The sequence below is a fragment of the Acidaminococcus sp. AM05-11 genome, from assembly GCF_003472805.1.
GTDB lineage: Bacteria > Bacillota > Negativicutes > Acidaminococcales > Acidaminococcaceae > Acidaminococcus > Acidaminococcus hominis.
On record NZ_QRMX01000001.1, the window covers coordinates 194,077 to 217,190 of the forward strand.

General features: G+C 54.1%; 23 protein-coding genes and 2 tRNA genes. 23 read left to right on the top strand and 2 right to left on the bottom strand.

Translation table 11 applies throughout. The annotated features are described in order from the left end of the window. Window positions 1-9 precede the first annotated feature (9 nt). The 8 genes from rsfS (at window position 10) to DW089_RS00930 (ending at window position 4,613) form a co-directional block, all read left to right on the top strand. Window positions 10-363, top strand: a complete 354-nt coding sequence (gene rsfS, locus DW089_RS00895; protein ID WP_105326770.1) for a ribosome silencing factor — start codon at window positions 10-12, stop codon at window positions 361-363. Further along, the gene (locus DW089_RS00900; protein WP_105326771.1) at window positions 360-1,268 is read left to right on the top strand and encodes a S1 RNA-binding domain-containing protein; all 909 of its coding nucleotides are present in this window, start codon (window positions 360-362) and stop codon (window positions 1,266-1,268) included. Before rsfS ends, DW089_RS00900 begins: the two co-directional genes overlap by 4 nt. Before the next feature lie 44 nt (window positions 1,269-1,312). Then, window positions 1,313-1,388: transfer RNA gene (locus tag DW089_RS00905), tRNA-Ala, on the top strand. Between the two features lie 96 nt (window positions 1,389-1,484). Then, complete coding sequence (locus tag DW089_RS00910; protein ID WP_105326772.1) at window positions 1,485-2,141, top strand: hypothetical protein; 657 nt, start codon at window positions 1,485-1,487, stop codon at window positions 2,139-2,141. A gap of 121 nt (window positions 2,142-2,262) precedes the next feature. Next, on the top strand, window positions 2,263-2,706 hold the full coding sequence (locus DW089_RS00915; protein WP_105326773.1) for an Rrf2 family transcriptional regulator: 444 nt from the start codon (window positions 2,263-2,265) through the stop codon (window positions 2,704-2,706). Window positions 2,707-2,748: 42 nt separating this feature from the next. After that, a tRNA-Ala gene (locus DW089_RS00920) sits at window positions 2,749-2,824 on the top strand. 209 nt (window positions 2,825-3,033) lie between these two features. Then, entirely contained in the window at window positions 3,034-3,222 is a 189-nt protein-coding gene (locus tag DW089_RS00925; protein WP_105326774.1) for a ferredoxin, read from the top strand. 155 nt (window positions 3,223-3,377) lie between these two features. Continuing rightward, window positions 3,378-4,613: a [Fe-Fe] hydrogenase large subunit C-terminal domain-containing protein gene (locus DW089_RS00930; RefSeq protein ID WP_105326775.1), complete on the top strand. Its 1,236-nt coding sequence runs from the start codon at window positions 3,378-3,380 to the stop codon at window positions 4,611-4,613. A gap of 68 nt (window positions 4,614-4,681) precedes the next feature. Here DW089_RS00930 and DW089_RS00935 read toward each other — a convergent pair whose 3' ends face one another. Then, window positions 4,682-5,197 (bottom strand): polyketide cyclase, encoded by a 516-nt coding sequence (locus tag DW089_RS00935; RefSeq protein WP_105326776.1) that lies wholly within the window; start codon window positions 5,195-5,197, stop codon window positions 4,682-4,684. 549 nt (window positions 5,198-5,746) lie between these two features. Between DW089_RS00935 and DW089_RS00940 the strand changes: the two genes are divergently transcribed. The 15 genes from DW089_RS00940 (at window position 5,747) to DW089_RS01010 (ending at window position 21,311) form a co-directional block, all read left to right on the top strand. Further along, the gene (locus DW089_RS00940; RefSeq protein ID WP_105326777.1) at window positions 5,747-7,207 is read left to right on the top strand and encodes an aminotransferase class I/II-fold pyridoxal phosphate-dependent enzyme; all 1,461 of its coding nucleotides are present in this window, start codon (window positions 5,747-5,749) and stop codon (window positions 7,205-7,207) included. Window positions 7,208-7,225: 18 nt separating this feature from the next. After that, entirely contained in the window at window positions 7,226-8,095 is an 870-nt protein-coding gene (gene speE / locus DW089_RS00945) for a polyamine aminopropyltransferase (protein WP_105326778.1), read from the top strand. Beyond that, entirely contained in the window at window positions 8,082-8,951 is an 870-nt protein-coding gene (speB, locus tag DW089_RS00950) for an agmatinase (RefSeq protein ID WP_105326779.1), read from the top strand. Before speE ends, speB begins: the two co-directional genes overlap by 14 nt. A 28-nt stretch (window positions 8,952-8,979) precedes the next feature. Next, entirely contained in the window at window positions 8,980-10,239 is a 1,260-nt protein-coding gene (locus tag DW089_RS00955; RefSeq protein ID WP_105326780.1) for a saccharopine dehydrogenase family protein, read from the top strand. A 65-nt stretch (window positions 10,240-10,304) separates the two neighbouring features. Continuing rightward, window positions 10,305-11,444, top strand: coding sequence for a carboxynorspermidine decarboxylase (gene nspC, locus DW089_RS00960; protein WP_231085777.1), 1,140 nt, complete (start codon window positions 10,305-10,307; stop codon window positions 11,442-11,444). 218 nt (window positions 11,445-11,662) lie between these two features. Next, window positions 11,663-12,568 carry a phosphate ABC transporter substrate-binding protein gene (locus tag DW089_RS00965; protein WP_118286655.1) on the top strand — a complete coding sequence of 302 codons (906 nt, stop codon included), beginning with the start codon at window positions 11,663-11,665 and terminating at the stop codon, window positions 12,566-12,568. Next, entirely contained in the window at window positions 12,561-13,493 is a 933-nt protein-coding gene (gene pstC, locus DW089_RS00970; protein WP_105326783.1) for a phosphate ABC transporter permease subunit PstC, read from the top strand. Before DW089_RS00965 ends, pstC begins: the two co-directional genes overlap by 8 nt. 2 nt (window positions 13,494-13,495) lie before the next feature. Next, window positions 13,496-14,368, top strand: coding sequence for a phosphate ABC transporter permease PstA (pstA, locus tag DW089_RS00975; protein ID WP_105326784.1), 873 nt, complete (start codon window positions 13,496-13,498; stop codon window positions 14,366-14,368). Further along, on the top strand, window positions 14,361-15,146 hold the full coding sequence (gene pstB / locus DW089_RS00980; protein ID WP_105326785.1) for a phosphate ABC transporter ATP-binding protein PstB: 786 nt from the start codon (window positions 14,361-14,363) through the stop codon (window positions 15,144-15,146). The genes pstA and pstB overlap by 8 nt, the downstream gene beginning before the upstream one ends. 10 nt (window positions 15,147-15,156) lie before the next feature. Continuing rightward, window positions 15,157-15,825, top strand: coding sequence for a phosphate signaling complex protein PhoU (gene phoU, locus DW089_RS00985; RefSeq protein WP_231085779.1), 669 nt, complete (start codon window positions 15,157-15,159; stop codon window positions 15,823-15,825). Between the two features lie 227 nt (window positions 15,826-16,052). After that, window positions 16,053-17,918: an alkaline phosphatase gene (locus DW089_RS00990; protein ID WP_199614409.1), complete on the top strand. Its 1,866-nt coding sequence runs from the start codon at window positions 16,053-16,055 to the stop codon at window positions 17,916-17,918. A gap of 1 nt (window position 17,919) precedes the next feature. Further along, complete coding sequence (locus tag DW089_RS00995; RefSeq protein ID WP_105326787.1) at window positions 17,920-18,354, top strand: hypothetical protein; 435 nt, start codon at window positions 17,920-17,922, stop codon at window positions 18,352-18,354. Window positions 18,355-18,417: 63 nt separating this feature from the next. Then, the gene (locus tag DW089_RS01000; protein ID WP_105326788.1) at window positions 18,418-19,077 is read left to right on the top strand and encodes an ABC transporter ATP-binding protein; all 660 of its coding nucleotides are present in this window, start codon (window positions 18,418-18,420) and stop codon (window positions 19,075-19,077) included. Then, window positions 19,074-20,333, top strand: coding sequence for an ABC transporter permease (locus DW089_RS01005; RefSeq protein WP_105326789.1), 1,260 nt, complete (start codon window positions 19,074-19,076; stop codon window positions 20,331-20,333). The genes DW089_RS01000 and DW089_RS01005 overlap by 4 nt, the downstream gene beginning before the upstream one ends. Window positions 20,334-20,393: 60 nt before the next feature. Next, window positions 20,394-21,311 (top strand): LysR family transcriptional regulator, encoded by a 918-nt coding sequence (locus DW089_RS01010; protein ID WP_105326790.1) that lies wholly within the window; start codon window positions 20,394-20,396, stop codon window positions 21,309-21,311. A 110-nt stretch (window positions 21,312-21,421) separates the two neighbouring features. On the opposite strand, the gene DW089_RS01015 is transcribed toward DW089_RS01010, so the two are convergent. After that, complete coding sequence (locus DW089_RS01015; RefSeq protein WP_105326791.1) at window positions 21,422-23,032, bottom strand: Ppx/GppA phosphatase family protein; 1,611 nt, start codon at window positions 23,030-23,032, stop codon at window positions 21,422-21,424. Window positions 23,033-23,114: the final 82 nt, after the last annotated feature.

The following is a 23,114-nucleotide window of genomic DNA, read 5'->3' on the forward strand; positions in this document are numbered from 1 at the left end:
AGTGATTGTATGACAGAAAAAGAATTGGCCAACAAGATTGCGGCAGCTGCTGCAGACAAAAAAGCACAGGATATCCTGCTGCTGAACATGACCGGAATTTCCCCGGTAACGGATTATTTCATGATCTGTTCCGCTTCCAGCACCACCCAGGTGCGGGCCATTGCGGACAATATTGAGGACAAGCTGGCCGAACAGGGCCGCCTGCCCATGCATAAGGAAGGCTATGCCGAAGGCAGCTGGATTCTGCTGGATTACGGCGACTGCGTAGCCCATATTTTCCGGGAAGCAGAACGGAATTTCTACAACCTGGAACAGCTGTGGGCAGATGCTCCCAGCGAAAGTTATACGGAGACAGAAGCATGATGAACAAGAAAGAACCCGTAACGGTCAAGACCGTTGGCCGCTACCGGGTAGGTGATGTATGCGAAATGAAGGCCGTGCGGATTGGCGAAGCCGGCGCATTTCTGGATGCAGGCACCGGCAATACCTCCGACGATATCCTGCTGCATAAGCACCAGCAGACGGCTCCGGTTAAGGCCGGAGATGTGGTAAAGGTGTATTTGTACCTGGATACCAAGGGGAGAATGACCGCCAGCATGAAGCTTCCCAAAATGCGGGAAGGCCAGCTGGGGTACGTGAAGGTCCTGTCCGTAACCCGGAAGGGCGGCTTTGTGGACATTGGGGCTGAACGGGGCATTTTCCTGCCCTACAGCGAAATGCGGGGCCATGTGTCTCCGGGGCAGCTGGTGTGGGTAAAACTGTACCGGGACAAAAGCGGCCGGCAGGCCGTTACCATGCGGGTGGAAGACGACATGATTCGGGCTTCCGTGCCTGCCAAGGACGTAAAAGTTGGGGACCAGCTCACCGGGACGGTGTACAACATCCTGCCGGAAGGGTTCTTCCTGTTGACGGAACGGCGGTACCTGGCCTTCATCCACCGGGATGAGGTGCCGGGGGGGCGGCTGGACTTTGGCCAAAAGGTTACCGGCCGGGTTACCTTCGTCCGGGAGGACGGACGGGTGGACATGTCACTGCGGGAAGTTAAGGAAAAGGCCATGGTAACGGACAGTGAACGGATCCTGGCCCTTTTGGAAAAACGCCAGGGAACCATGCCTTACACGGACGATACGCCGCCGGAAATTATCCAGGCTGCCTTCTCTATTTCCAAAGCTGCCTTCAAGCGGGCTCTGGGCCGGCTGATGAAGGAAGGCAAGGTAAAGCAGGAGAATGGCTGGACCACGCTGATTCAGCCAGATTCTAAAAAATAGGCTTGACAAAAAACGAAAGTGCATTGTATAATAAGCAAGTCGTTGGGGGCATAGCTCAGCTGGGAGAGCGCTTGCATGGCATGCAAGAGGTCAGGAGTTCGATCCTCCTTGTCTCCACCAATGAAAAAATCAGGGTGCTGTGAATGATCACAGCACCTTTTTTGTACCAGAAAAAGTCCGGGGCATCCCGGCATCTGTAAGGAAAGAAGGGATACCATGTGGAAGCGTATTGCTCTTTTGGCAGCGGCTCTTTTGGTGATTGCCGGCAGCCTGGCCTTTGCCGCTGAACGGACTAGCCGCAAACCCGTTGTGGTGGTGTTGTACCAGAACCATGCGGAAACCGATTACAATAAGGCTATCGACAAGAAGTTTATGAAAAACTTCAAGGCGGCCCTGCCAGCATCTACCTACGTGTGGGTGGATGGGAAAAACGTGATGAAAAAGCTTCAGGAACAGGGCATCGACGATATCTACACCGCTGAGCGCAGCGACATTATCCGGGCCCTGGGCAATGAACCGGTGGATTACGTGCTTTACGCGGAAGCCCAGCCCTTCATTCGGAAGGAAAAAAGCTCCTGGTTCAGCCACGGTATTGAAATGACCACCCAGGTTCCCTTTAAGATTGTAGACGTGGCCGGGGACAAGTACCTGTACAGCGGCCGGCTGTCCATCAAGGCGGACAGCACCACCTTTATTGGCGGCATAGGCAACCGGGGTGTGGTCATGGAAGCGGTGGACAAGGCCAATCAAAGAATCAGTGAGATTATCGCCCAGCGCATGCCCAAAACGGTTACCTCCGGAGAAAAAAGCCGCAGCCGGGCAGCAGCCCGTCAGGCAGCCCTCCAGGAGATGCCCCTGGAAGTCGTAGAATAACAATATAAGAAAAAGAGAGAATTCCTAGTAAACATTAGGCAATTCTCTCTTTTCTTTTGGAGAATTATATAGTAAGATTATAGGAAATAGCAAGGCTGTTTGGCAGCCTAAGGGAGGCATTATGAAAATTTCAACTAAAGGGCGGTATGCCCTGCGCCTGATGATTGACCTGGCGCTCAACGGCACAGATTCGTATGTCCCTATCAAAAGTGTCTCACAGCGGCAGGAAATCTCAGAAAAATATCTGGAACAGATTATCACCCAACTGTCCCGGGCAAAATTGGTAAAAAGCGCCCGGGGGGCCCAAGGCGGCTACCGCCTGGTGCGGGAACCCAAGGACTATACGGCAGGAGAAATCATCCGGGCGGTGGAAGGTTCCCTGGCGCCGGTGGCTTGTCTGGAACCGGGCCACGAAATTTGCAGCCGGGCAGAGCAATGTGTTACCCTGGACCTGTGGAAAGAGATTCAGGATGCAGTGGACACCATTGTGGACCATACCACGTTGGCAGACCTGGTAGAAAAACAGAAGCAGAAATTGCAGAAAATGGCAGCAGCCCAAGGCTAATCCCTTGCGCTGCTGTTTTTTTCGTATTATAATAGGGCTCATGGGGCATTAGCTCAGCTGGGAGAGCGCAAGGTTCGCAATCTTGAGGCCAGGAGTTCGATCCTCCTATGCTCCACCAATTTGGGTGGCAAGATCCGTTTCCGAGGGAAGCGGATTTTTTTATTTGGCCTAAAGCTGCTTGGAACTTCCTGGGGAAATTTTTAAAAATGTTGTAAAAACAACGTACTTTCCCCCTGGAGTCTGTTAAGCTACAGTCAAAAGGGCAGGGCGGCAGCCTCCACGGGGAAGCGGTCCTGCTGACCAGGAAAGAAACAGGGGAGTGTTATTATGAAATTTAAAGTCAATGAAAATTGTATCGGCTGCGGTCTTTGTGAAGGAACCTGTCCCGCCGTTTTCCATATGACGGATGCAGGTGTGGCTGAGGCCATTCCGGATGCCGTACCGGCAGATCAGGAAGGGGCTGCCCAGGATGCCATGAACGGCTGTCCTGCTGGGGCCATTGAACAAGTGGACTAAGGGGAAACCCAACCGCATACCCGGGCAGAAAGCAGTTTTCCGCCCCAGGGGCTTGGAGCTTTGCGCTCCCGGCCCCTTTTTCTTGTGCTGGAGGGCGGCATTAGGTATAATAAGAGAAACCAAGGTTGGTTAGCAAATAAGAGGAGAAAAGACACATGCTTACATTGGACGAATTATATAAGGAAATGCTGAAGCGGGCCGCCGAAGGCAAGGATCCCAAAAAGGTGGACAACGGGGATCCCCGGATGATTGCCTGCCTGGCCCATCCTGAAAATACCCCGGTGGTTTGGCGGACCAAGCCCTGCCTGTGCCCTCCGGAGGAGCAGGACAAATGTACGGACCGCTGCACCTGGGGCGCTTTGGAAAAGGGCCCGGACGGCGTTCAGGTCAACGATGACAAATGCGTGGGCTGTGAAGCCTGTGTGGACGCCTGCAAGCTGGAAGCCCTGAAAACCAAAAAGGACATCATTCCGGTGGTGGAAGCCCTGAAAAAGGCTACGACCCCCATTTATGCCCTGGTGGCACCGGCTTTTTCCGGCCAGTTTGGTCCGGACGTTTCCCCGGGCAAGCTGCGCACGGCCTTAAAGATCCTGGGCTTTTCCGGGATGCTGGAAGTGGCGGTATTTGCGGATATCCTGACGCTGAAGGAAGCCTTGGAATTTGACAAGAAAATCAAAAGTGAGGACGACTTCCAGCTGACCAGCTGCTGCTGCCCTATGTGGATTGCCATGATCAAGCGGCTGTACCACCAGCTGCTGCCCAATGTGCCCGGTTCTGTTTCTCCCATGATTGCCGGGGGCCGGACCATTAAGGTGCTCCATCCCGATGCCATTACGGTATTTATTGGACCCTGCATGGCCAAAAAAGCGGAAATGAAGGAACCCGACCTGAAGGGCGCCATTGACTACGTGCTTACCTACGAGGAACTCCGGGATCTGTTCTCCACTACGGAACTGGATCTGGCCAGCCTGCCGGAAGAAGATGTACCCCATGCTTCCCGGGCGGGCATCTGCTATGCCTTTGCCGGCGGGGTGGCGGAAGCGGTATCCCGTACGGTCCATCAGCTGAACCCCAACCGGAAAATCCAGATCAAGACCCGCCGGGCCGACAGTGTGCCGGAATGCCGGGCCATGATTGACGATATCTTGAAGGGCAACCGGGAAGGAAACTTCTTTGAAGGTATGGGCTGCAAGGGCGGCTGCGTAGGCGGCCCCAAGGCTCTTATCAGCAAGGAAGAAGGCAAGGCCAATGTGGAAGCCTATGGGCGCCAGGCCATGGCCAAGACTCCCGGGGATAATCCCTACGTGATTGAGCTTTTGAAAAAATTGGGTTTCCCCACAGTAGAGGAATTCCTGACCAAGAGCGATTTGTTTGACCGGAAAATGGACTAAGCAAAAGCACCTGCTGGCGAAAGCCGGCAGGTGCTTTTTTGGGCTGCGTCCGTGGGGACTACCTGGTTTTATTTGTGGGCGGCCTGGACCGTCCGGACCAGGCCTTTCAGCCAGTCCTGGTGACCGATGTTCATGGTGTCGGGTTCGGAGTTGTGGAGCTCTTTGGCGGGTTCGCCTTTTTGGGATTCCTGGGTCAGGATCCGCACCCGGTTTTGGGGCAGGTCTTCAATAAGCCAGGCGTGGATTACATCCAGGCGATGGGCGGCATCCCCTTCAGCCCAGCCATGCCAGGCCAGACGGCCGGGCTGCCCCTCACTGGGAGCAGCGAATTCGACGATTTCCGCCTCAATGGGGAACCCGAAGGTCTTAAAGGAGAAGCGGGTATGGGGGGACAGGAGAGGGCCGGCTTCATTGTAAAAGTGGACGTCGGAAGCGTTTTTGTAGTAGCTGTTCCACAGACTGGTATCCAACAGGGTGGAGAAGACTTCCGCAGCGGTAAGATTTTGGACGATGACCTCGTTGGAAGCAAAGTTGTCCGTGGTGCCGGGCAGGTAGTCCTGGGGCCATTGAATTTCATGCAGCATAATAATTTCCTCCTTATAGGGCAGCCCAGGGGGCTGTAGGTTTTCTGGAAGTATCATAGCGCAAAACTTTATAAAAATGAAGAATGCACTTTTTTGTATGATAGTACCTAAAAAGATACTATAGAAAAAGGAATAATTGACAACAACTATTTTTTTATGCTACAATTTTAACAATTTGAAAGGAACCGAAAGAGTCTTTTCAAAGCAATTTTTAGGACCACCTTCCTGGAAGGTTAAGGCCATACGGACAGCCGGGTCCACTGCCGATTTTGGCGGCAACTGGTTTGCAGCCTTATTGATTGAGTTGAAAGCTCAAATTTTATAAGTTGGTTACTTCATAACCGCAATGCGTCTGTGCGCAGACTTGTGAAACGGTCAATAAGAGTAGTAAAAGTTGAATTGCTATATAGACTCTGATCTCCGTCCTGAAACCGATTGAATTTGCAGGGACTCTGTCTTTCGTAAATTTTTTGCTGCAGGAAATTCACGCAAGCTGCCAAGGGGGCAGCTTGCTTTTTTGTTTTGAGGAAATACCAGGGGAGGGAAAACATGTTGGAAAAAAAGACTAAGTTGGATCAGAATCGGGCGCCCATTTACGAAGCCCTGGAACGCTTTCGAAAAATGCGGGTGGTTCCCTTTGATGTACCTGGCCACAAGCGGGGCCGGGGCAATCCGGAACTGACGGAATTTCTGGGAGAAAAGTGTGTTGGGGTGGATGTAAACAGTATGAAGCCCTTGGACAACCTGTGTCATCCGGTTTCCGTCATCCGGGAAGCGGAAAAGCTGGCTGCCGATGCCTTCGGAGCAGCCCAGGCTTTCCTGATGGTGGGCGGTACCACCAGCGCGGTGCAGTCCATGATTCTCTCCACCTGTAAACGGGGGGATAAGATTATCCTGCCCCGAAATGTCCATAAAAGTATGCTGAACGCCCTGGTGCTGTGCGGGGCTATTCCGGTGTACGTAAATCCAGATGTGGATGTGCGGCTGGGCATCAGCCTGGGCATGAAGCGGGAAGCGGTGGCCAAGGCCATCCAGGAAAATCCCGATGCAGTGGCCGTGGTGGTGAACAACCCCACCTATTACGGCATTTGCAGCGACCTGAGAGCCATTGTGGATATGGCCCACAAGGCGGGGATGCTGTGCCTGGTGGATGAAGCCCACGGCACCCACTTTTATTTTGGCAGCGGCCTGCCGGTGTCCGGCATGGCAGCCGGGGCCGATATGGCAGCCATTTCCATGCACAAAAGCGGCGGCAGCCTGACCCAGTCCAGCTTCCTTTTGACCGGGCCCAAGGTGCATGCCGGCTATGTGCGGCAGATCATCAACCTGACCCAGACCACCTCCGGCAGTTACCTGCTTATGTCCAGCCTGGATATCAGCCGTCGCCGGCTGGCCCTGAAGGGCAAGGAAATCTTCCACAAGGTGGTGGATATGGCGGAATACGCCCGGCAGGAAATCAACCAGATTGGCGGCTACTATGCTTTTGGCCGGGAATTGATGAACGGCAATTCGGTTTTTGACTTTGACAGCACCAAGCTGAGCATCCATACCCTGGATATTGGCCTGGCAGGCATCGAAGTGTACGATATTCTCCGGGACGAGTACGATATCCAGATAGAGTTTGGGGATATCGGCAACATCCTGGCCTACCTGTCCATGGGGGACCGAATCCAGGAATTGGAACGGCTGGTCAGCGCCCTGGCGGAAATCCGCCGCCGCTACCAGAAGGATCCTAACGGCATGCTGAGCCAGGAATATGTGGAGCCGGTGGTGGTGATGAGCCCCCAGGAAGCGTTCTACGCCCCCAAGGAAAGCCTGCCTTTGGAAAAATGCGAAGGGCGGGTGTGCAGCGAATTTGTGATGTGCTATCCTCCGGGCATTCCTCTCTTGGCCCCTGGAGAAAAAATTACAGGAGAAATCCTGCGGCATATTGAGTACGCCAAAGAGAAGGGCTGCAGCATGACCGGGTCTGAAGATCCGGAGCTGAAGCACCTGAATGTACTGGCCTAAGCCAGAAGGAGCGCAATTATGGAAATGTGGTTTAGCGAATTTCATACCCCGGACGTGAAGCACAGCATCCGGGTCAACCGTCACCTGTTTTCCAAGCAGAGTGATTTTCAGCGAATCGATATTTTTGAAACCCCGGAATTTGGCCGGGTACTGACCCTGGACGGAAACGTGATGCTCACCGAACGGGACGAATTTATTTACGATGAAATGATTACCCACGTGCCCATGGCGGTGCACAAGGGCATCAAGGATATCATGGTCATCGGCGCCGGGGACGGGGGCGTGGTCCGGGAACTGACCCGCTACGACCGGGTGCAGAAGATTGACCTGGTGGAAATGGATCCCATGGTGGTGGAAGCCTGCCGGAACTACCTGCCGGGCAACGCCTGCCGGATGGATGACCGCCGGGTGCATATCTATTTTGAAAATGCCCTGAAATTCATCCGCCACTGCGAAAATTCCTACGACCTGATTATTGTGGATTCCACGGACCCCTTTGGCCCGTCGGAAGGGCTGTTTACCCGGGAATTTTACGGCAGCTGCTACAACGCCCTTCGGGAGGACGGCATTATGGTCAACCAGCAGGGCAGTCCCTTCTACAAGGAAGATGCCATTGCCATGCAGCGGAGCCACCAGCGGATTGTCAGCACCTTCCCCATCAGCAAGGTGTACCAGGCCCATATCCCCACCTATGCAGCCGGCTACTGGACCTTTGGCTTTGCCAGCAAGAAGTACCATCCCATCAATGACCTGGATGCCCCGGCCTGGGAAGCCCTGAACATGCACACCCGGTACTATACCACCCGGCTGCACGTAGGCGCATTTTGGCTGCCGGCCTTCCTGGAGGAAATGCTGCAGGAGGTGGAGAATAAAGATGCTGAAGACTAATGTAGAAACCTTCCTGGCCTGTGATACGCCCTATGAAGAAGCCAGAATCGTCCTGTTTGGGGCACCCTTTGACTCTACCACCAGCTTTCGGCCCGGCGCCCGCTTTGGTTCTGCGGCTATCCGCCACGAAAGCTTTGGGCTGGAAACCTACAGCCCCTACCAGGACGCGGACCTGGAAGACTGCAAGGTCTTTGACAGCGGGGACCTGGAATTATGCTTTGGCAGTTCCGAAGCGGCGCTGAAAGATATTGAGGACCGGACTCGGACCATTGTCCAGGACGGGAAACTGCCCTTTATGCTGGGCGGGGAACATCTGGTGACGTTAGGAGCTTTCCGGGCCGTACAGGAAAAGTATCCGGAGCTGCATATCATTCATTTTGATGCCCATACGGACCTGCGGGAGGATTATCTGGGGGCAAAACTCAGCCATGCCTGTGTAATCCGCCGCTGTTATGATATGATAGGAGATGGAAGAATCCATCAGTTTGCCATTCGCAGCGGGGAACGCTCCGAGTGGGTTTTTGCCAGGGAACATACGGACCTGCATCCTTTCAGCTTCGGCGGTTTGGAAAAACTGGTCCGGGAACTGGAACAAAGCCAGGTGCCGGTGTATTTCACCATCGACCTGGACTGCCTGGATCCTTCGGTGTTCTGGGGAACCGGTACGCCGGAAGCCGGCGGGGTCAGCTTTATGCAGCTGCTGAATGCCCTGCGGCTGGTAAGCCGGACCCGGGTAGTAGGCTGTGATGTCAACGAATTGGCACCCATGCTGGATGCCAGCGGGGCTTCCACGGCAGTGGCCTGCAAAGTGGTGCGGGAACTGCTGCTGGCCCTGGAAAAAAAGAATCTGAAATAAGCAGGTTAGGACGAAAGGAGCTTGAACTATGAGTAGAGTACTGGTAATTGGCTGCGGGGGTGTGGCTTCGGTAGCCATTCAAAAATGCTGCCAGCTGGATGAGGTATTTACGGAACTGTGCATTGCCAGCCGGACCAAGGCCAAATGCGATGCTCTGGCTGCCAAACTGGCAGGCAAAACCAAGACGAAAGTGACCACCGCCCAGGTAGATGCGGACGATGTACAGCAGGTGATTGACCTGATCAACAGCTACAAGCCGGAGCTGGTCATGAACATTGCCCTGCCCTATCAGGATCTGACCATTATGGATGCCTGCCTGGCCTGCGGCGTGAACTATATGGATACGGCCAACTATGAGCCGGAAAATACCGATGACCCCAAATGGCGGGCCATTTACGAAAAACGCTGCAAGGAAGAAGGCTTCTCCGCCTACTTCGACTACAGCTGGCAGTGGGCCTACAAGGAAAAATTTGCCAAGGCTGGCCTGACGGCGCTTTTGGGCTGCGGCTTTGACCCGGGGGTTACCCAGGCTTACTGTGCCTATGCCAAAAAACATGAATTCGATACCATCGATACCATCGATATCCTGGACTGCAACGGCGGCGACCACGGCTATGCCTTCGCCACCAACTTCAACCCGGAAGTAAACCTGCGGGAAGTTTCTGCTCCTGGCAGCTACTGGGAAAATGGCCACTGGGTGGAAATCCCGGCCATGAGCATCAAACGGGAATATAATTTTGACCAGGTAGGGGAAAAGGATATGTACCTGCTCCACCACGAGGAAATCGAAAGCCTGGCGGTAAACATTCCGGAAGTGAAGCGGATTCGCTTCTTTATGACCTTCGGCCAGAGCTATCTGGACCATATGCGCTGTCTGGAAGACGTGGGCATGCTGTCCACCACCCCGGTGGAATTTGAAGGCCACGAAATTGTCCCCATCAAATTCCTGAAAGCCCTGCTGCCGGATCCTGCCAGCCTGGGTCCCCGTACCCACGGCAAGACCAACATCGGCTGCATTTTCACCGGCAAGAAAGACGGCAAGGAAAAAACCTACTACATCTACAATGTCTGTGACCATCAGGAATGCTACAAAGAAGTGGGCAGCCAGGCCATCAGCTACACCACCGGTGTACCGGCTATGTGCGGCGCTCTCATGATGCTCACCGGCAAATGGATCAAACCGGGCGTGCATACGGTTGAAGAAATGGATCCGGATCCGTTCCTGGCAGCCCTGGACCAATACGGCCTGCCCAAACAGGAAAACCACAATCCGGTACTGGTAAAATAATGGAACCAAAGGAAAAAGAAAATCGGCCAGCTTTCGCCGGCCTAAGGGGAAACTCCCCAGAAAAAATGTTTGGGAATCTGATAACTCCCTGTTATATCCTGGACGAGGCAGCTCTCCGCCATAATGGGGAGATTTTGGCCGGCTTGGCCCAACGTACGGGGGTCCGGGTGCTGCTGGCCCAGAAAGCGTTCTCCGACTATGCCCTGTACCCGGTGCTGGCCCCGTACCTGGCCGGCACGGAAGCCAGCGGTCTTTACGAGGCCCGGCTGGGGGCGGAAGAAATGCCGGGCAAGGAAGTCCATGTATTTTGCGGCGCTTACCGGGAGGACCAGCTGGAAGAAATGCTTCGCTATGCGGACCATCTGGTGTTCAATTCTCCCCGGCAGCTGGCAGCCTTTGGCCCTCGGGCCAAAGCTGCCGGCAAAAGTGTAGGGCTGCGGATCAATCCGGAATGTTCTACCCAGGAGGGCCATGCCATTTATGATCCCTGCGCTCCCGGCAGCCGGCTGGGCACCACCCTGGAACAGTGGCAGAAGTGGATGACCCCGGACCTGGTGGACCTTTTGGACGGGCTCCATTTCCATACCCTGTGCGAACAGGATGCCGATGACCTGGAAAAGACCCTGCAAGCGGTAGATGAGAAATTTGGCTTTGTGCTGCCCCGGCTGAAGTGGCTGAATATGGGCGGGGGCCATCATATTACCCGGCCCGGCTACCATGTGGAGCAGCTGGAAAAATGCATCCGCTATGCCCAGGACAAGTGGCAGGTCCAAGTGTATCTGGAACCGGGGGAAGCCTGTGCCCTGAACGCCGGCTACCTGGCCACTCGGGTGTTGGACGTACTGGAAAACAGTGGCGTGAAGCTGGCTATTTTGGATTCCAGTGCCGCCTGCCATATGCCGGATGTACTGGAAATGCCCTACCAGCCGCCTTTGTACGGGGCCGGCAAGGCAGGGGAAAAAGCGGAAACCTGGCGGCTGGGCAGTGCAACCTGCCTGTCCGGAGATGTGGTGGGGGACTATAGCTTTGACGGGCCTTTGCAGGTAGGCGACCTGCTGCTTTTTGGGGATATGGCCATCTACACCACCTGCAAGAACAATACCTTTAACGGCATGCCCCTGCCGGATATCAACGTGCTCCGGGAAAACGGGAGCGTGGAGAATCTGAAGCATTTTGGCTACGCCGATTTTAAGATGAGATTGTAATATTTATTGTGAGAAGCACCGTGCTGCGGCAGGTGCTTCTTTTTTTGCCCCAATCCAGGCAGTCTGCGGGTCTTGAATTTTTCCGGACGCAATTTGTTCAGATTTTACAATTCTTTACAATTCCTTGTCTTTAGTTTTTACATTGTCCTGATATCTTATAGGCATACCGAAATTGTTTATAAGAGTGAAAACTAGATATTCAAGGGAGCGATGAAAAGATGAATTTGAAAAGCAAATGGAAAAAATTGGCAGTAACCGCAATGGCATTGGGTATTGTGATTGGTGCAATGGGCTGCGGCTCCAGCAACAATGCTGCTACCGACAGCAAACCGGCTGCCGTAAAGGGGAACATTACGGGTTCTGGTTCTTCCGCCCTGCTGCCTCTGGTAAAAGATGCTGCAGAAACCTTCAAGAAAAAGAATCCGGACGTAAGCATCAGCTTGAACGCAGGTGGTTCCGGTATGGGCCTGAAACAGGTTTCTGAAGGTTCCGTAGATATGGGGAACTCCGATGTGCCGGCTAACACCAAACTGACCAAGGAACAAGCTGACAAACTGGAAGACCATAAGATCTGCGTCATGACGGTAGCTACCATCGTGAACAAGGACATTGCTGCTACGGTAAAGAGCTTGACCAATCAGCAGCTGGCCGACATCTTCACGGCTAAAGTAACCAACTGGAAAGAAGTAGGCGGCCCGGATGAACCCATTACCCTGGTAACCCGTCCTAAGACCAGCGGTACCCGCGCTCTGTTTGCCAAATACGCTATCAACGGTGCTGAAGAAGCTTCCAACAAATCCCTGGAAACCGATAACTCCGGTCTGCTGCTGCAAAGCGTAGCCCAGAACAAAGGCGCCATCGGCTATGTAGCCCTGCCTTACCTGACCAAGAATGATACGGTTGGCACCATCGCCATCAACAACGTAGCTCCTACCCTGGAAAACACCTACAGCGGCAAGTACAATGTATGGGATTATGAACACGTTTACACCAACAAGAGCCCGAAAGCAGCAGTGAAAGCTTTCATCGACTACATGCTGTCTGCTGACTACGGCAAGAGAATCGAGGAACTGGGTTATGGAGTCAGCAGCAAGATGCAAGTTAAAGACACAGCTCATGAATAATGAAAAAGCAGTACAAAGCAACAACTTAATACAGGTGCACCGTCAGGAAAAGATCTCCCAGGCCTTCATTGTGGCCTGTGGGATCGGGGCGGCTCTCCTGCCTTTCCTGATGGCCGCTTTCCTTCTTGTGAAGGGAAGCGGTACCTTTTGGGAATTTCACCATAGCGTGTTTGAATTCCTGTTTTCTCCTGTTTGGAGTCCCAGCGACAGCATGGAAGGGGGCGGACAGGTAGGGGCGGCCATGTTTATTGCCGGCTCCCTGGTGACCTGCCTCCTGTCCCTGGTGTTTGCCCTGCCGGTGAGCCTGACGGCGGCCATCTATATGTCGGAAATGGCAACGCCTGCCCAACAGCGCTTCCTGCGCCCCATTGTGGAACTGTTTACCGGTATTCCTTCCGTTATCTACGGCTGGATCGGCCTTACCGTACTAGTACCCTTCCTGCGGCAGATTTTCCCCATGCCCTTTGGCTTTTCCGTACTGGCGGCTTCTCTGGTACTGGCCGTCATGATTTTCCCGGTAATCACCACCATGGCCGCAGATGCCATGCTGGCAGTGCCTAAAACCTGGCGGGACGCTTCCTATGGCTTGGGGGCTACCCGGTGGGAAACCATTCGGCAGGTAATTCTGCCGGCGGCCCACAGAGGCATTTTTACCGGTATTGTACTGGGTATGGCCCGGGCTTTGGGTGAAGCTCTGGCAGTGGCCATGGTAATCGGCCAGATGAAGCGTTTCCCCACCTCCCTGTTTATGCCGGCCAGCACTATGACCACGGTGATTGCCAACGACATGGGCGGGGCCATGGAGGGCGGCGAATACAGTGCAGCCCTGTGGGCGCTGGCACTGCTCTTGTTCCTGCTGTCCTTCCTGTTAATCTTTATGATCCATAATATGCGGCTGGGTTCCAGCCCGGCAAAGGAGGCCTAAGCATGAACGGTTTAGCACGCAAGAAAATGATGAACCGGATTATGAGCGGCATCTTTACGGCCGGTGCGGTGGGAGCCTCCCTGCTGCTGTTTGCCTTTATCCTGTTTGTGGTAGGCCAGGGCGTTTCCTTTGTAAACCTGCGGATTCTCCACAGCATTCAGGATATGTTCTTCAACACCCTGTACCTGGTATTCCTGGCCCTGGTTTTCAGTGCCCTCTGGGGGATTCCCGCCGGGGTTTACCTGTCAGAATACGCCCAGGAAGGCCGTTTGACCAACTGGGTAAGAATGGCGGTGGAAACCCTGTCTTCCCTGCCTTCCATTGTGGTCGGTTTGTTCGGCTACCTGGTTTTTATTGTGATGACCGGTTCCCAGTGGAACCTGATGGCGGGCGCCCTGTCCGTATCCATCTTGACCCTGCCCCTGATGACTTCCGTAACAGAGAACGCTTTGCGGGATCTGCCACCGGAATATACTCTGGGCAGCTTGGGTTTAGGGGCTTCCAAATGGCAGACCATTTGGAACGTGCTGCTGCCAGCCTGTCTGCCCCGGATTATGACCGGGCTGATTCTGGCTGCTGGCCGTGGCTTCGGGGAAGCAGCCGCCCTGATGTTTACCGCAGGGATGTCTACGGATATTGATTGGAGCAACTGGGACCTGGCTTCCAGTACCTGCCCCTTGAACCCCTTCCGTCCTGGGGAAACCCTGGCCCTCCATGTGTGGGTTATGAGAACGGAAGCTTTAAGCCCGGATGCGGCTCAGATTGCCGGGGTAACTTCCGCCATTCTGATGACTGCAGTTGTTGTATTTAATGTTCTGGCCCGGTATGTCAGCTGGCGCCTGGAAAAGAAGATGGAGGGTGTCACCAATGACTGATAACCAGAAGCCAGCAGCTTCTGCTGCTGACCTGATTTTTGATATCCAGCACCTGGATTTGTACTACGGCGCTCACCAGGCTCTGAAAGATATCAATATGCAAGTAAAGAAAAATGAGATTACGGCCCTGATTGGGCCTTCCGGCTGCGGCAAATCCACCCTGCTGAAAACCCTGAATCGGATGAACGACTGGGTTTCCGGCTGCCGGGTGGAAGGTACCATCTTGTTTGAAGGCAAGGATATCTTTAAGGAAGTGGATCCCCTGGCCCTGCGTTACCGGGTGGGTATGGTATTCCAGCAGCCTTCCCCGTTCCCCAAAAGCATTTTTGACAACGTGGCCTACGGGCCTCGGGTGCAGGGTATCAACAACAAAGCCCAGCTGGCGGAGATTGTGGAACGCAGCCTGCGGCAGGCTGCCATTTGGGATGAACTGAAGGACCGCCTGGACAAAAGTGCCCTGGGTCTGTCCGGCGGGCAGCAGCAGAGATTGTGCATTGCCCGTACTTTGGCAGCCCAGCCGTCCGTAATCTTAATGGACGAACCAACTTCTGCCCTGGATCCTATTTCCACCCAGAAAATCGAAGATTTGGCCTTGGAGTTGAAAAAAGACTATACGATCGTTATTGTGACGCATAATATGCAGCAAGCCAGTCGTATTTCTGACAAAACCGGTTTCTTCTTCTTGGGAGAACTGGTGGAATTCAACGACACGGAAACGCTATTTACGAATCCCAGCGAACCCAGAACAGAGTCCTATATTACGGGCCGGTTCGGCTGAGAAAGGGGTCATGATGAGAGACGCATACGTACGGTCTTTAAACGAAATTATGGAAAGTGTCCGGGTGCTGATCGATGCTTTGGAAGAAGCTTTGAACAATACCCGCCGTGCCCTGTTTACCCAGGATATTGACCTGGCCCGGCAGGTACGGGATGGGGACGGAAAATTTGATGATATGATCCGCACCATTATGCGGCATGATTTGACCATCCAGGTGCTGCAATCCCCGGTGGCCAATGATTGGCGGAATTTGGTGGGTACTTTCCGGGTACTCAGCGAATTGGAGCGGATTGCGGACCACTGCTCCGATATTGCTACCTATACGGTGCGCATTTTGGAACGGAATCCCAAGGTAAAGCCACCCGAAGGCTTTGCCGAAATGTACGCCGACATGCAGTCCCTGCTGGAGGAAAGTTTCCGCTGCTATCTCCAGGGAGACGATGAAAAAGCCCAGTATATTGGGGACCAGGATGATGTGGTGGATGCGGACTTTGAACGTCTGTTGCCTGTGATGATGGACCTGATCCGGGAAAATCCCGATCTGGTGGCCTCCTATGTGGACTACGTGCTGATCCTCAAGTACATGGAACGGACTGCGGACCATGGCACCAATATTGGCAACTGGGTCGTATACCAGAAACGGAACCTGTTAAAAGGGGACCGTCCGGATAAGGATTAAGGAATCAATAAGAAACCGAGTGGGCATGGGCTCACCCGGTTTTTTGTTATGTGGCAAAAGATATGGAAAGCCTGTGAATACGATAAATTTGGTCAAATTTGACACAAATTATACATACTCTTGATTTTAATATGACAAAGTTTTTGTATGCTATTCCCGTAGAAAAAATCAAACAGAACGCTTACGCCCTTCCCTGGAAGGGCGCTCAAGTTCAGGAGGTATGGTTTATGAAGAACAAATGGCTGCAGCGGGCGATTCTCACCGTGATTGCAGGGGGCTCTCTCATGGGCTTCCAAATGCCGGCAGATGCGGCGCAGATCCGGATTCTGCCTGTGGACACTGCCAAGTTTTGGGCAGGTGCCAAATTTGATTTTGATGTGGAAGTATCCCAAGCGGATCAGCTGAAGAATGTGGCAGTTACGGTCAATGGCCAGCCTGCAGACAAGTTCTTTGGCAAGTCCCTGGAAAAGAAGGACCTGGGCAACGGTGTCACCTCTTACCGGGCCAATCAGGTTTCTTTCCCCAAAACTGGTACCTATGCCATTAAGGTAACGGCACAGGACAGCCTGGGCAACAGTGTTTCCTCCGCCGGTTATACCGTGGTGAACGAAAAGGCTCCCAAACGGGCCAAAAACGTTATCCTGTTCGTGGGTGATGGTATGTCCCTGCAAGCGCGGGAAATCGCCAGAATCCTGTCCAAGGGCATGACCAACGGCAAGTACAATGACCTGCTGGCCATGGAAAAACTGGACCACAATGCCATTATTACCACCAGCGGCTATGACTCCCTGGTAACCGACAGCGCCAACTCCGCTTCCGCTTATGCCACCGGCCATAAATCCGTAGTCAACGCTATGGGCGTTTACGAAGATTCCACCAAGGATCCCTTTGATGATCCCAAGGTGGAAAATATCTCCGAAATCGTGAAACGGACCCGTGGAATGTCCGTGGGCATCATCACCCAGGCAGAATCCACCGATGCTACGCCGGCTGCCATGATTGGCCATACCCGCCGGCGTGCCAACCAGGACTTCCTGGCCAAGAGCTACCTGGACGCCTACCATCGTCCTGACGTCATCATGGGCGGCGGTTCTTCCCGTTACCTGCCCCAGTCCACCCCCGGCTCCAAACGGAAGGACCAGGACAACATTATTCAAGACTTTAAAGATTTGGGCTACACCTTTGCCGGTACTGCCACGGAGATGAAAAATGCTCCCAGCGACAAGCCCCTGCTGGGCCTGTACCATACCAGCACCATGAATGTGTACCTGGACCGGGAAATGTTGAAGGATCCTTCTGTACTGAAGGGCTTCACGGACCAGCCCAATCTGATGGATATGACCAAAAAGTCCCTGGACATCTTGTCCAAGAACCCCAACGGTTTCTTTGCCATGATTGAAGGGGCTTCCATCGATAAGCAGCTCCACGTCATGGATTGGCAGAGAGCCGCCTACGATACCATTGAATTCGATAAAGCCATCGAATATGCGGAAAAATGGAACAAGGAACACGGCAACGATACCCTGATTATCGTGCTGGCTGACCATGCCCATGGGGTTTCCATCAGCGGTACCTACCATGAACACGATGGCAAGAAGGGCACGGAAGCCGTTCGGGTATACCAGAACTCCGTATTCCCCACCTTCGAAGACAAGGATAAGGATGGGTTCCCGGATAATCCGGATCCGGATGTTACCTTGGCTGTGCAGTACGCCAACCATCCTGAATACTACTCCAACTACCACTTTATGAAGAAACCCACCCCGCCGGCCCTGTCCGTAACGGAAACCAAACAGGAACAAAGCACCATCGGCGACAAAGTGGAATTCCATCAAGTGACCACCAGCAGCTCCAAGGCCAACCCGGCCCGTATTCATCAGGGAGACCCTGTACAGCTGATGCCGGCCAATACGCCTAAGGACGATCCCCAGGAATGCCATAGTGCAGATGACATCCTGCTGAACGCCGGCGGCCCCGGTTCCGAATACTTCAAGGGTACCATGGATAATACCGAAGTATTCTTTGGCATGCTGCGCGCCCTGGGCATTGATGCCAACCAAACTAAAGTGGATTACAGCAAGGTGAAGAAATAAGATGAAGTGGCTGAGAAAAGGCCTGCTCTGCCTGTGTCTGGTATTCGCTTTTGCGGTGCCGGCACTGGCAGCAGACTTAGCTTTCGATGAATTGTACAGCGGCTATTCTTCGGAGGGCTTGGCTTTTTCAGAGAAAACCCGGTCCCTGGAGGGATCTACTGTGACCATGACAGGGTACATGGCACCGCCGCTGACCCCGACCATCCGTTTCTTTGTCCTGACCGCTGTTCCCATGTCGGTCTGTCCGTTCTGCTCCAGTGATGCAGATTGGCCCAACGACATTGTGGTGGTGAAATTGTCTTCACCGGTAACGGCACTTCCTTACGATGCCCCCATTACCGTAACGGGGACCTTGGAACTGGGCAGTGCAGTCGATGAAGAAACAGGGTTTGTGAGCCAGCTGAGAATCGATGCAGATTCAGTAAGCGAGGACTAAAAAACGGAGCTGCTGCAGCTTTTGCAGCAGCTCCGCTTTTTGTCCGGGTAAAAAGGAGAACAAATGATTGAAATCCAGAACCTAATTTGTGATTACAAGGACGGTGATGGGCAGGTGGTCCGGGGAGTGACCTTGCCCTCCTTCCAGCTGAGAACGGGGGAAGCCTGTGCGGTAACTGGTCCTTCGGGCAGCGGCAAATCTACGCTGTTTCATTGTTTGGCCGGTATTCTGACGCCAACCCAAGGGGAAATTACCATCGATGGGGTAAAACTGGGGCAGCTATCGGATCAGGAACGGGCCAAATGGCGGGCCCAAAATTTGGGGTATGTATTTCAGGAAGCAAAGCTCCTGCCTTTTCTCACCATTGAAGAAAACATCAAATTATCTGCTTCTCTGGCAGGAAGAAACGTGGACAGTCAGGAAGTGGAAAAACGTCTTTCCCAGGTAGGGCTTTCCGGGTATGGGAGCCGCAGACCGGAACAACTGAGCGGCGGGGAACGGCAGCGGGCTGCTTTTGTTCGGGCCATGATCCGCCGGCCCAAACTGCTTCTGGCCGATGAACCAACAGCCAGTCTGGATGCCGCCAACAGTCAGCGGCTGCTGGAACTGCTTTTGGTATACCAAAACGAGTCTGGCTGTATGCTGCTTTGTGCCAGCCATGACCAGACGGTGCAAAACCGGTTTCATAAGAAACTGGAGCTGCATAAGGAGGCGGTACGATGACCTGGAAATTGGCTTTTCTGTCTTTGTGGCGGCGGCCCCTGCGCTATGGGCTGCTGATTCTTTTAACCGCCGTAGCCTGTGCCCTTCCGGTTTTTGTCATCCAGCTGGCAGGGGGCCTATATGAAGGCCTGAACCGGGCTACAGCACCTTTTCCCATTTTGGTGGGGGCCAAAGGCTCCCCCTATCAGCTGGTATTCAATACGGTGTTTTTGAAGGACCGGCCCATCGGCAATATTCCCTACAGTGAAGTGGACCGGCTCCGGGAAAGCGGCAAGGCAGCCCAGGTGCTGCCCCTGGCTTTCGGGGACAGCTACCGGGGATTTCGGATTTGCGGGGTAGAGCAGGAGATGTTCTCCTACGCAGATCCAGGGTCCCGGACGCCTTGGCTGCAGCCCCAGGAAGGCCGGGTTTTTGCCGGCCCGGGCGAAGCCGTGCTGGGGGCGGAGACCGCCCGGCTTACGGGCCTGAAAATCGGGGATAGCTTCAACTCGGTACATGGCTTTGCCCTGAAGGGCCACGAGCATCACCATCCCTTTAAGGTGGTGGGCATCCTGAAAAAGGTGGGAGGGCCCTACGACAGTGTAATCCTGATTCCTCTTGGGGATGTGTGGGAAGAACATGAGCACCAGCACAACGGGGAAACGGCGGAAAGTGAACACGAAGAGCATGAAGAGCATGAAGAGCATGAAGTTCAAGCCGGGCACCAGAGCGAAGCCAAGGGGGATGTAACGGCCATTTTGGTGCGTCCGGTGGGCTACGGGCAGGCCCTTCAGCTGCTGAGCCAGTACCAGAACAGACGGCAGAGTCCTTCTCAAATGATTTTCCCAGCCCAGAACCTGGTAGCCCTGTACGCCATGGTGGGGCAGAGCCGCCACTTCTGGGTGGTCCTGTCCGGAGGTATGCTTTTGGCAGCGGTCCTGGTGACCCTTTTGGCCCTGTATTGGGACGGCACCTCCCGGATGGAGGAATGGGCCGTCTTCCAGGCCCTGGGTGCTCCCCTTACCCAGGTAATGAAGCTCCTTTTGGCGGAGCAGTTCCTGCTGCTTTGCGCAGGGGCCGGGGCCGGCTGGCTGCTGGGCTGGGGCGGAAGCCTTTTGGCCGGCTGGGCGGTGGATACCCAATCCGCCATCCAGATGACCCAGCTGCCGCTATGGCAGGGCGTTTTGGCGCCGGTGCTGCTGATTGCCGTCGGTACCCTGGGCGGGGTGATTCCCCTGTGGCTTTTGCGGAAACGGGATATTACCCCGTATTTGTAGGTGACTGAACAGTCGGACCATGTTATAATCATACACACCTTAGAGAAAGCAGGCGGAAAAATGACACTGCAGCAATTACGCTACATTGTGGCCATTGCGGAGGCAGGAACCTTCAGCGGGGCCGCCAAAAAACTATATATTACCCAGCCCAGTCTGACGAAGACCGTCCGGGAGCTGGAGCGGGAAATGAATATCCAGATTTTTGAACGGACCAACAAGGGGGTCCATTTGTCCCGGGAAGGGGAAATCTTCCTGGGGTATGCCCGGCAGGTGCTGGAGCAGGCCTCCCTTTTGGAATCCCGGTACAAGAAGCAGGTGGGGGGCAAGCAGGAATTTACCGTGTCCACCCAGCACTATTCTTTTGCCGTCAATGCGTTTGTGGACCTGATCAAGGAGTACGGGGGAGATACCTACGATTTTAGTCTCCAGGAAACCCAGACCTATACCATTATCGATGATGTGGCCCACCTGCGCAGCGAAATCGGGATTCTCTACTACAACGATTTCAACAAGGCTGTGCTGCAAAAAATTTTTAAGGCCAACGACCTGGTGTTCCAGGAATTGTTTGTGGCCCGCCCCCATGTGTTTCTGAATGCTTCCCATCCTTTGGCGGACCGCAAGTCAGTTACCATGGAGGAGCTGGCCCCCTACCCCTATTTATCCTATATCCAGGGGGAACACAATGCATTTTATTTCTCGGAAGAAATTTTCAGCACGGTCATCCGGTCCAAAAATATCCGGGTAACCGACCGGGCTACCCTGTTCAACCTGTTGATTGGGCTCAATGGCTATACCGTATGCAGCGGGGTCATCGACCAGGACCTGAACGGGAAAAGCATTATTGCCGTACCCCTGCGGGAGGAGGGCAATATGCACATTGGCCTTTTGACCCATAAGCAGAGCCGGCTCAGCCGGCTGGGCCGCTACTACGTGGAAGCCCTGGAACGGTATATTGCCGGGTACCAGGGCCGGCACTGACCCAGGCCGGCGGCAGTGCTGGAAAAACAAAAAAACAGCAAAAAACAGGAGCATACAGCTGTATGCTCCTGTTGAATCGTCGGGACAATATGCCTTTGTGTTATGGCCGCTTAGGGTTCTACGGAAGAATCCGCCGGCAGCAGGGACAGGTCGGAGGGAATGGCCTTGGGAGGCTGTTCCTCACCAGAGGCGGTGCCGTTTTCCTTGACCACTACGGTCAGCGGCAGGCCCATGGATTTGCGGAACCATTTGCTCAGGAAGGACAGCTGGTGCAGTTCCACTGACGGCGTTTGTTCTGCGGTAATGGTCAGGATGGCCGAACCGCTGACAATGGAGGTTTCAATCTCCGAAATAGCGCTGGTCTGGGTATAATCCAGACATTCTGCCAGGGCCAGCAGCAGGGCACCGGTGCTGAGACGCTTGATATCCACTTCTGGGATGTATTTCCGGTAGGGCTTGTTGCGCAGGTACCCCCGGTTGATACCGTGGTGCCAGGCGGCCATTATGGCGGTGTAGACCACATCCATATGGTCCAGACCAAAGAGCCGGCCGTTTTCAATCAGATAGCCGGTATGCCGGGTATGGTTGTAGTAGTTGATGGCAATGCCGATATCGTGGAGCAGGGCAGCCGTTTCCAAAAGGGGCTGCCATTTGGCAGGCTCCAGCTGGTGCAGGGACTGCCAGCCCGTAAACAGCTTGGTGGCAAACCGGGCTACCTGCCGGCAGTGGTCTTCGTCCTGGGCGTACAGGTGCAGCAGGTTTTCCCGGCTGGTTTCCAGAATGTCCGGATCTACCAGGGCCCGGTCCGTATTGTGGTGCAGGTATTCCGAGAACAGCCCTTCCCGCAGCCCGCAGCCGGAAATTACTAGCTTCCGGGCTTTGCTCCGGTCGGCCAGAGCTTTGATAATGGTGGAGCCGGCGATGATCACATCCGCCCGGTCACTGCTGAGGCCGGGAATTCGGCGCCGCATGGCCAGGGTGGTGTTGGGCAGGGTCTTGTACCATTCTTTGAAGTCCTGGATAGGGTACTGGTAATTGTGGAGCTTGGAGGAAAAATACTTCACCCGCTTTTGCTCAATCTTCCCTACGGAACGGGCCGTACCGCCCACGCCTACCAGCGGCAGGCCGCAGCCCGCCAGCCAGGGAGCTTTCTCCATCTGCTCGGCAATGGCCCGGCGCATTTTGTTCAGGGCGGCAGGATCCGCCGTATTGTTCAGCTTGAAGTTTTTGGTCAGGTTGACGCAGCCAATGGGCAGGCTGATGGAATCCACCAGTTTCCGGTCCTTCACCAAAATCACTTCTGTAGAAGCACCGCCCAAGTCAAAGACCAGGGCATCCTTCACAGGAATGGTGTTGATGACGCCCAAATAGCTGAGGAAGGCTTCGGTTTTCCCGGAAATGATTTCCAGGGAAATGCCGGAAGCTTCTGAAGCTGCCTTGGCCAGCTTCAGCCCGTTGGGGGCATTACGGATGGCAGCAGTGGCTACGGCAATGGTTTCATCTACATGAAAAACCCGGCACATGGAGGCAAAGTTCTTCAGGCAGGTAATGGTGGCGGAAAAGGCTTCTTCCGTCAGATAGCCATTCCGATCTGTTTTTAGTGCCAGCCGCAGCGGATCTTTCTGATTGTAGATCAGGTTGCTGGCCTGAAAGGTGTGGACTTCCATAATGACCAAACGCGCAGAGTTTGAGCCCACATCGATGATGGCAATTCGTTTCATAGGATCCCCCGGTTTCTGTAGAGTAAAAATGCTGTTTTTTTCTATAATTATTAGTGATAAACTAAAATAAGTATAACACGAT

Coding starts and splice junctions, on each gene's coding strand:
- nspC (WP_231085777.1), top strand. CDS start 10,305: ATGTTTGGGAATCTGATAACTCCCTGTTATATCCTGGACGAGGCAGCT.
- DW089_RS01010 (WP_105326790.1), top strand. CDS start 20,394: ATGACACTGCAGCAATTACGCTACATTGTGGCCATTGCGGAGGCAGGA.
- DW089_RS00900 (WP_105326771.1), top strand. CDS start 360: ATGATGAACAAGAAAGAACCCGTAACGGTCAAGACCGTTGGCCGCTAC.
- DW089_RS00930 (WP_105326775.1), top strand. CDS start 3,378: ATGCTTACATTGGACGAATTATATAAGGAAATGCTGAAGCGGGCCGCC.
- speB (WP_105326779.1), top strand. CDS start 8,082: ATGCTGAAGACTAATGTAGAAACCTTCCTGGCCTGTGATACGCCCTAT.
- DW089_RS01005 (WP_105326789.1), top strand. CDS start 19,074: ATGACCTGGAAATTGGCTTTTCTGTCTTTGTGGCGGCGGCCCCTGCGC.
- pstB (WP_105326785.1), top strand. CDS start 14,361: ATGACTGATAACCAGAAGCCAGCAGCTTCTGCTGCTGACCTGATTTTT.
- DW089_RS00990 (WP_199614409.1), top strand. CDS start 16,053: ATGAAGAACAAATGGCTGCAGCGGGCGATTCTCACCGTGATTGCAGGG.
- speE (WP_105326778.1), top strand. CDS start 7,226: ATGGAAATGTGGTTTAGCGAATTTCATACCCCGGACGTGAAGCACAGC.
- DW089_RS00965 (WP_118286655.1), top strand. CDS start 11,663: ATGAATTTGAAAAGCAAATGGAAAAAATTGGCAGTAACCGCAATGGCA.
- rsfS (WP_105326770.1), top strand. CDS start 10: ATGACAGAAAAAGAATTGGCCAACAAGATTGCGGCAGCTGCTGCAGAC.
- pstC (WP_105326783.1), top strand. CDS start 12,561: ATGAATAATGAAAAAGCAGTACAAAGCAACAACTTAATACAGGTGCAC.
- DW089_RS00915 (WP_105326773.1), top strand. CDS start 2,263: ATGAAAATTTCAACTAAAGGGCGGTATGCCCTGCGCCTGATGATTGAC.
- DW089_RS00940 (WP_105326777.1), top strand. CDS start 5,747: ATGTTGGAAAAAAAGACTAAGTTGGATCAGAATCGGGCGCCCATTTAC.
- pstA (WP_105326784.1), top strand. CDS start 13,496: ATGAACGGTTTAGCACGCAAGAAAATGATGAACCGGATTATGAGCGGC.
- DW089_RS00910 (WP_105326772.1), top strand. CDS start 1,485: ATGTGGAAGCGTATTGCTCTTTTGGCAGCGGCTCTTTTGGTGATTGCC.
- phoU (WP_231085779.1), top strand. CDS start 15,157: ATGATGAGAGACGCATACGTACGGTCTTTAAACGAAATTATGGAAAGT.
- DW089_RS01015 (WP_105326791.1), bottom strand. CDS start 23,032: ATGAAACGAATTGCCATCATCGATGTGGGCTCAAACTCTGCGCGTTTG.
- DW089_RS00955 (WP_105326780.1), top strand. CDS start 8,980: ATGAGTAGAGTACTGGTAATTGGCTGCGGGGGTGTGGCTTCGGTAGCC.
- DW089_RS01000 (WP_105326788.1), top strand. CDS start 18,418: ATGATTGAAATCCAGAACCTAATTTGTGATTACAAGGACGGTGATGGG.
- DW089_RS00995 (WP_105326787.1), top strand. CDS start 17,920: ATGAAGTGGCTGAGAAAAGGCCTGCTCTGCCTGTGTCTGGTATTCGCT.
- DW089_RS00935 (WP_105326776.1), bottom strand. CDS start 5,197: ATGCTGCATGAAATTCAATGGCCCCAGGACTACCTGCCCGGCACCACG.
- DW089_RS00925 (WP_105326774.1), top strand. CDS start 3,034: ATGAAATTTAAAGTCAATGAAAATTGTATCGGCTGCGGTCTTTGTGAA.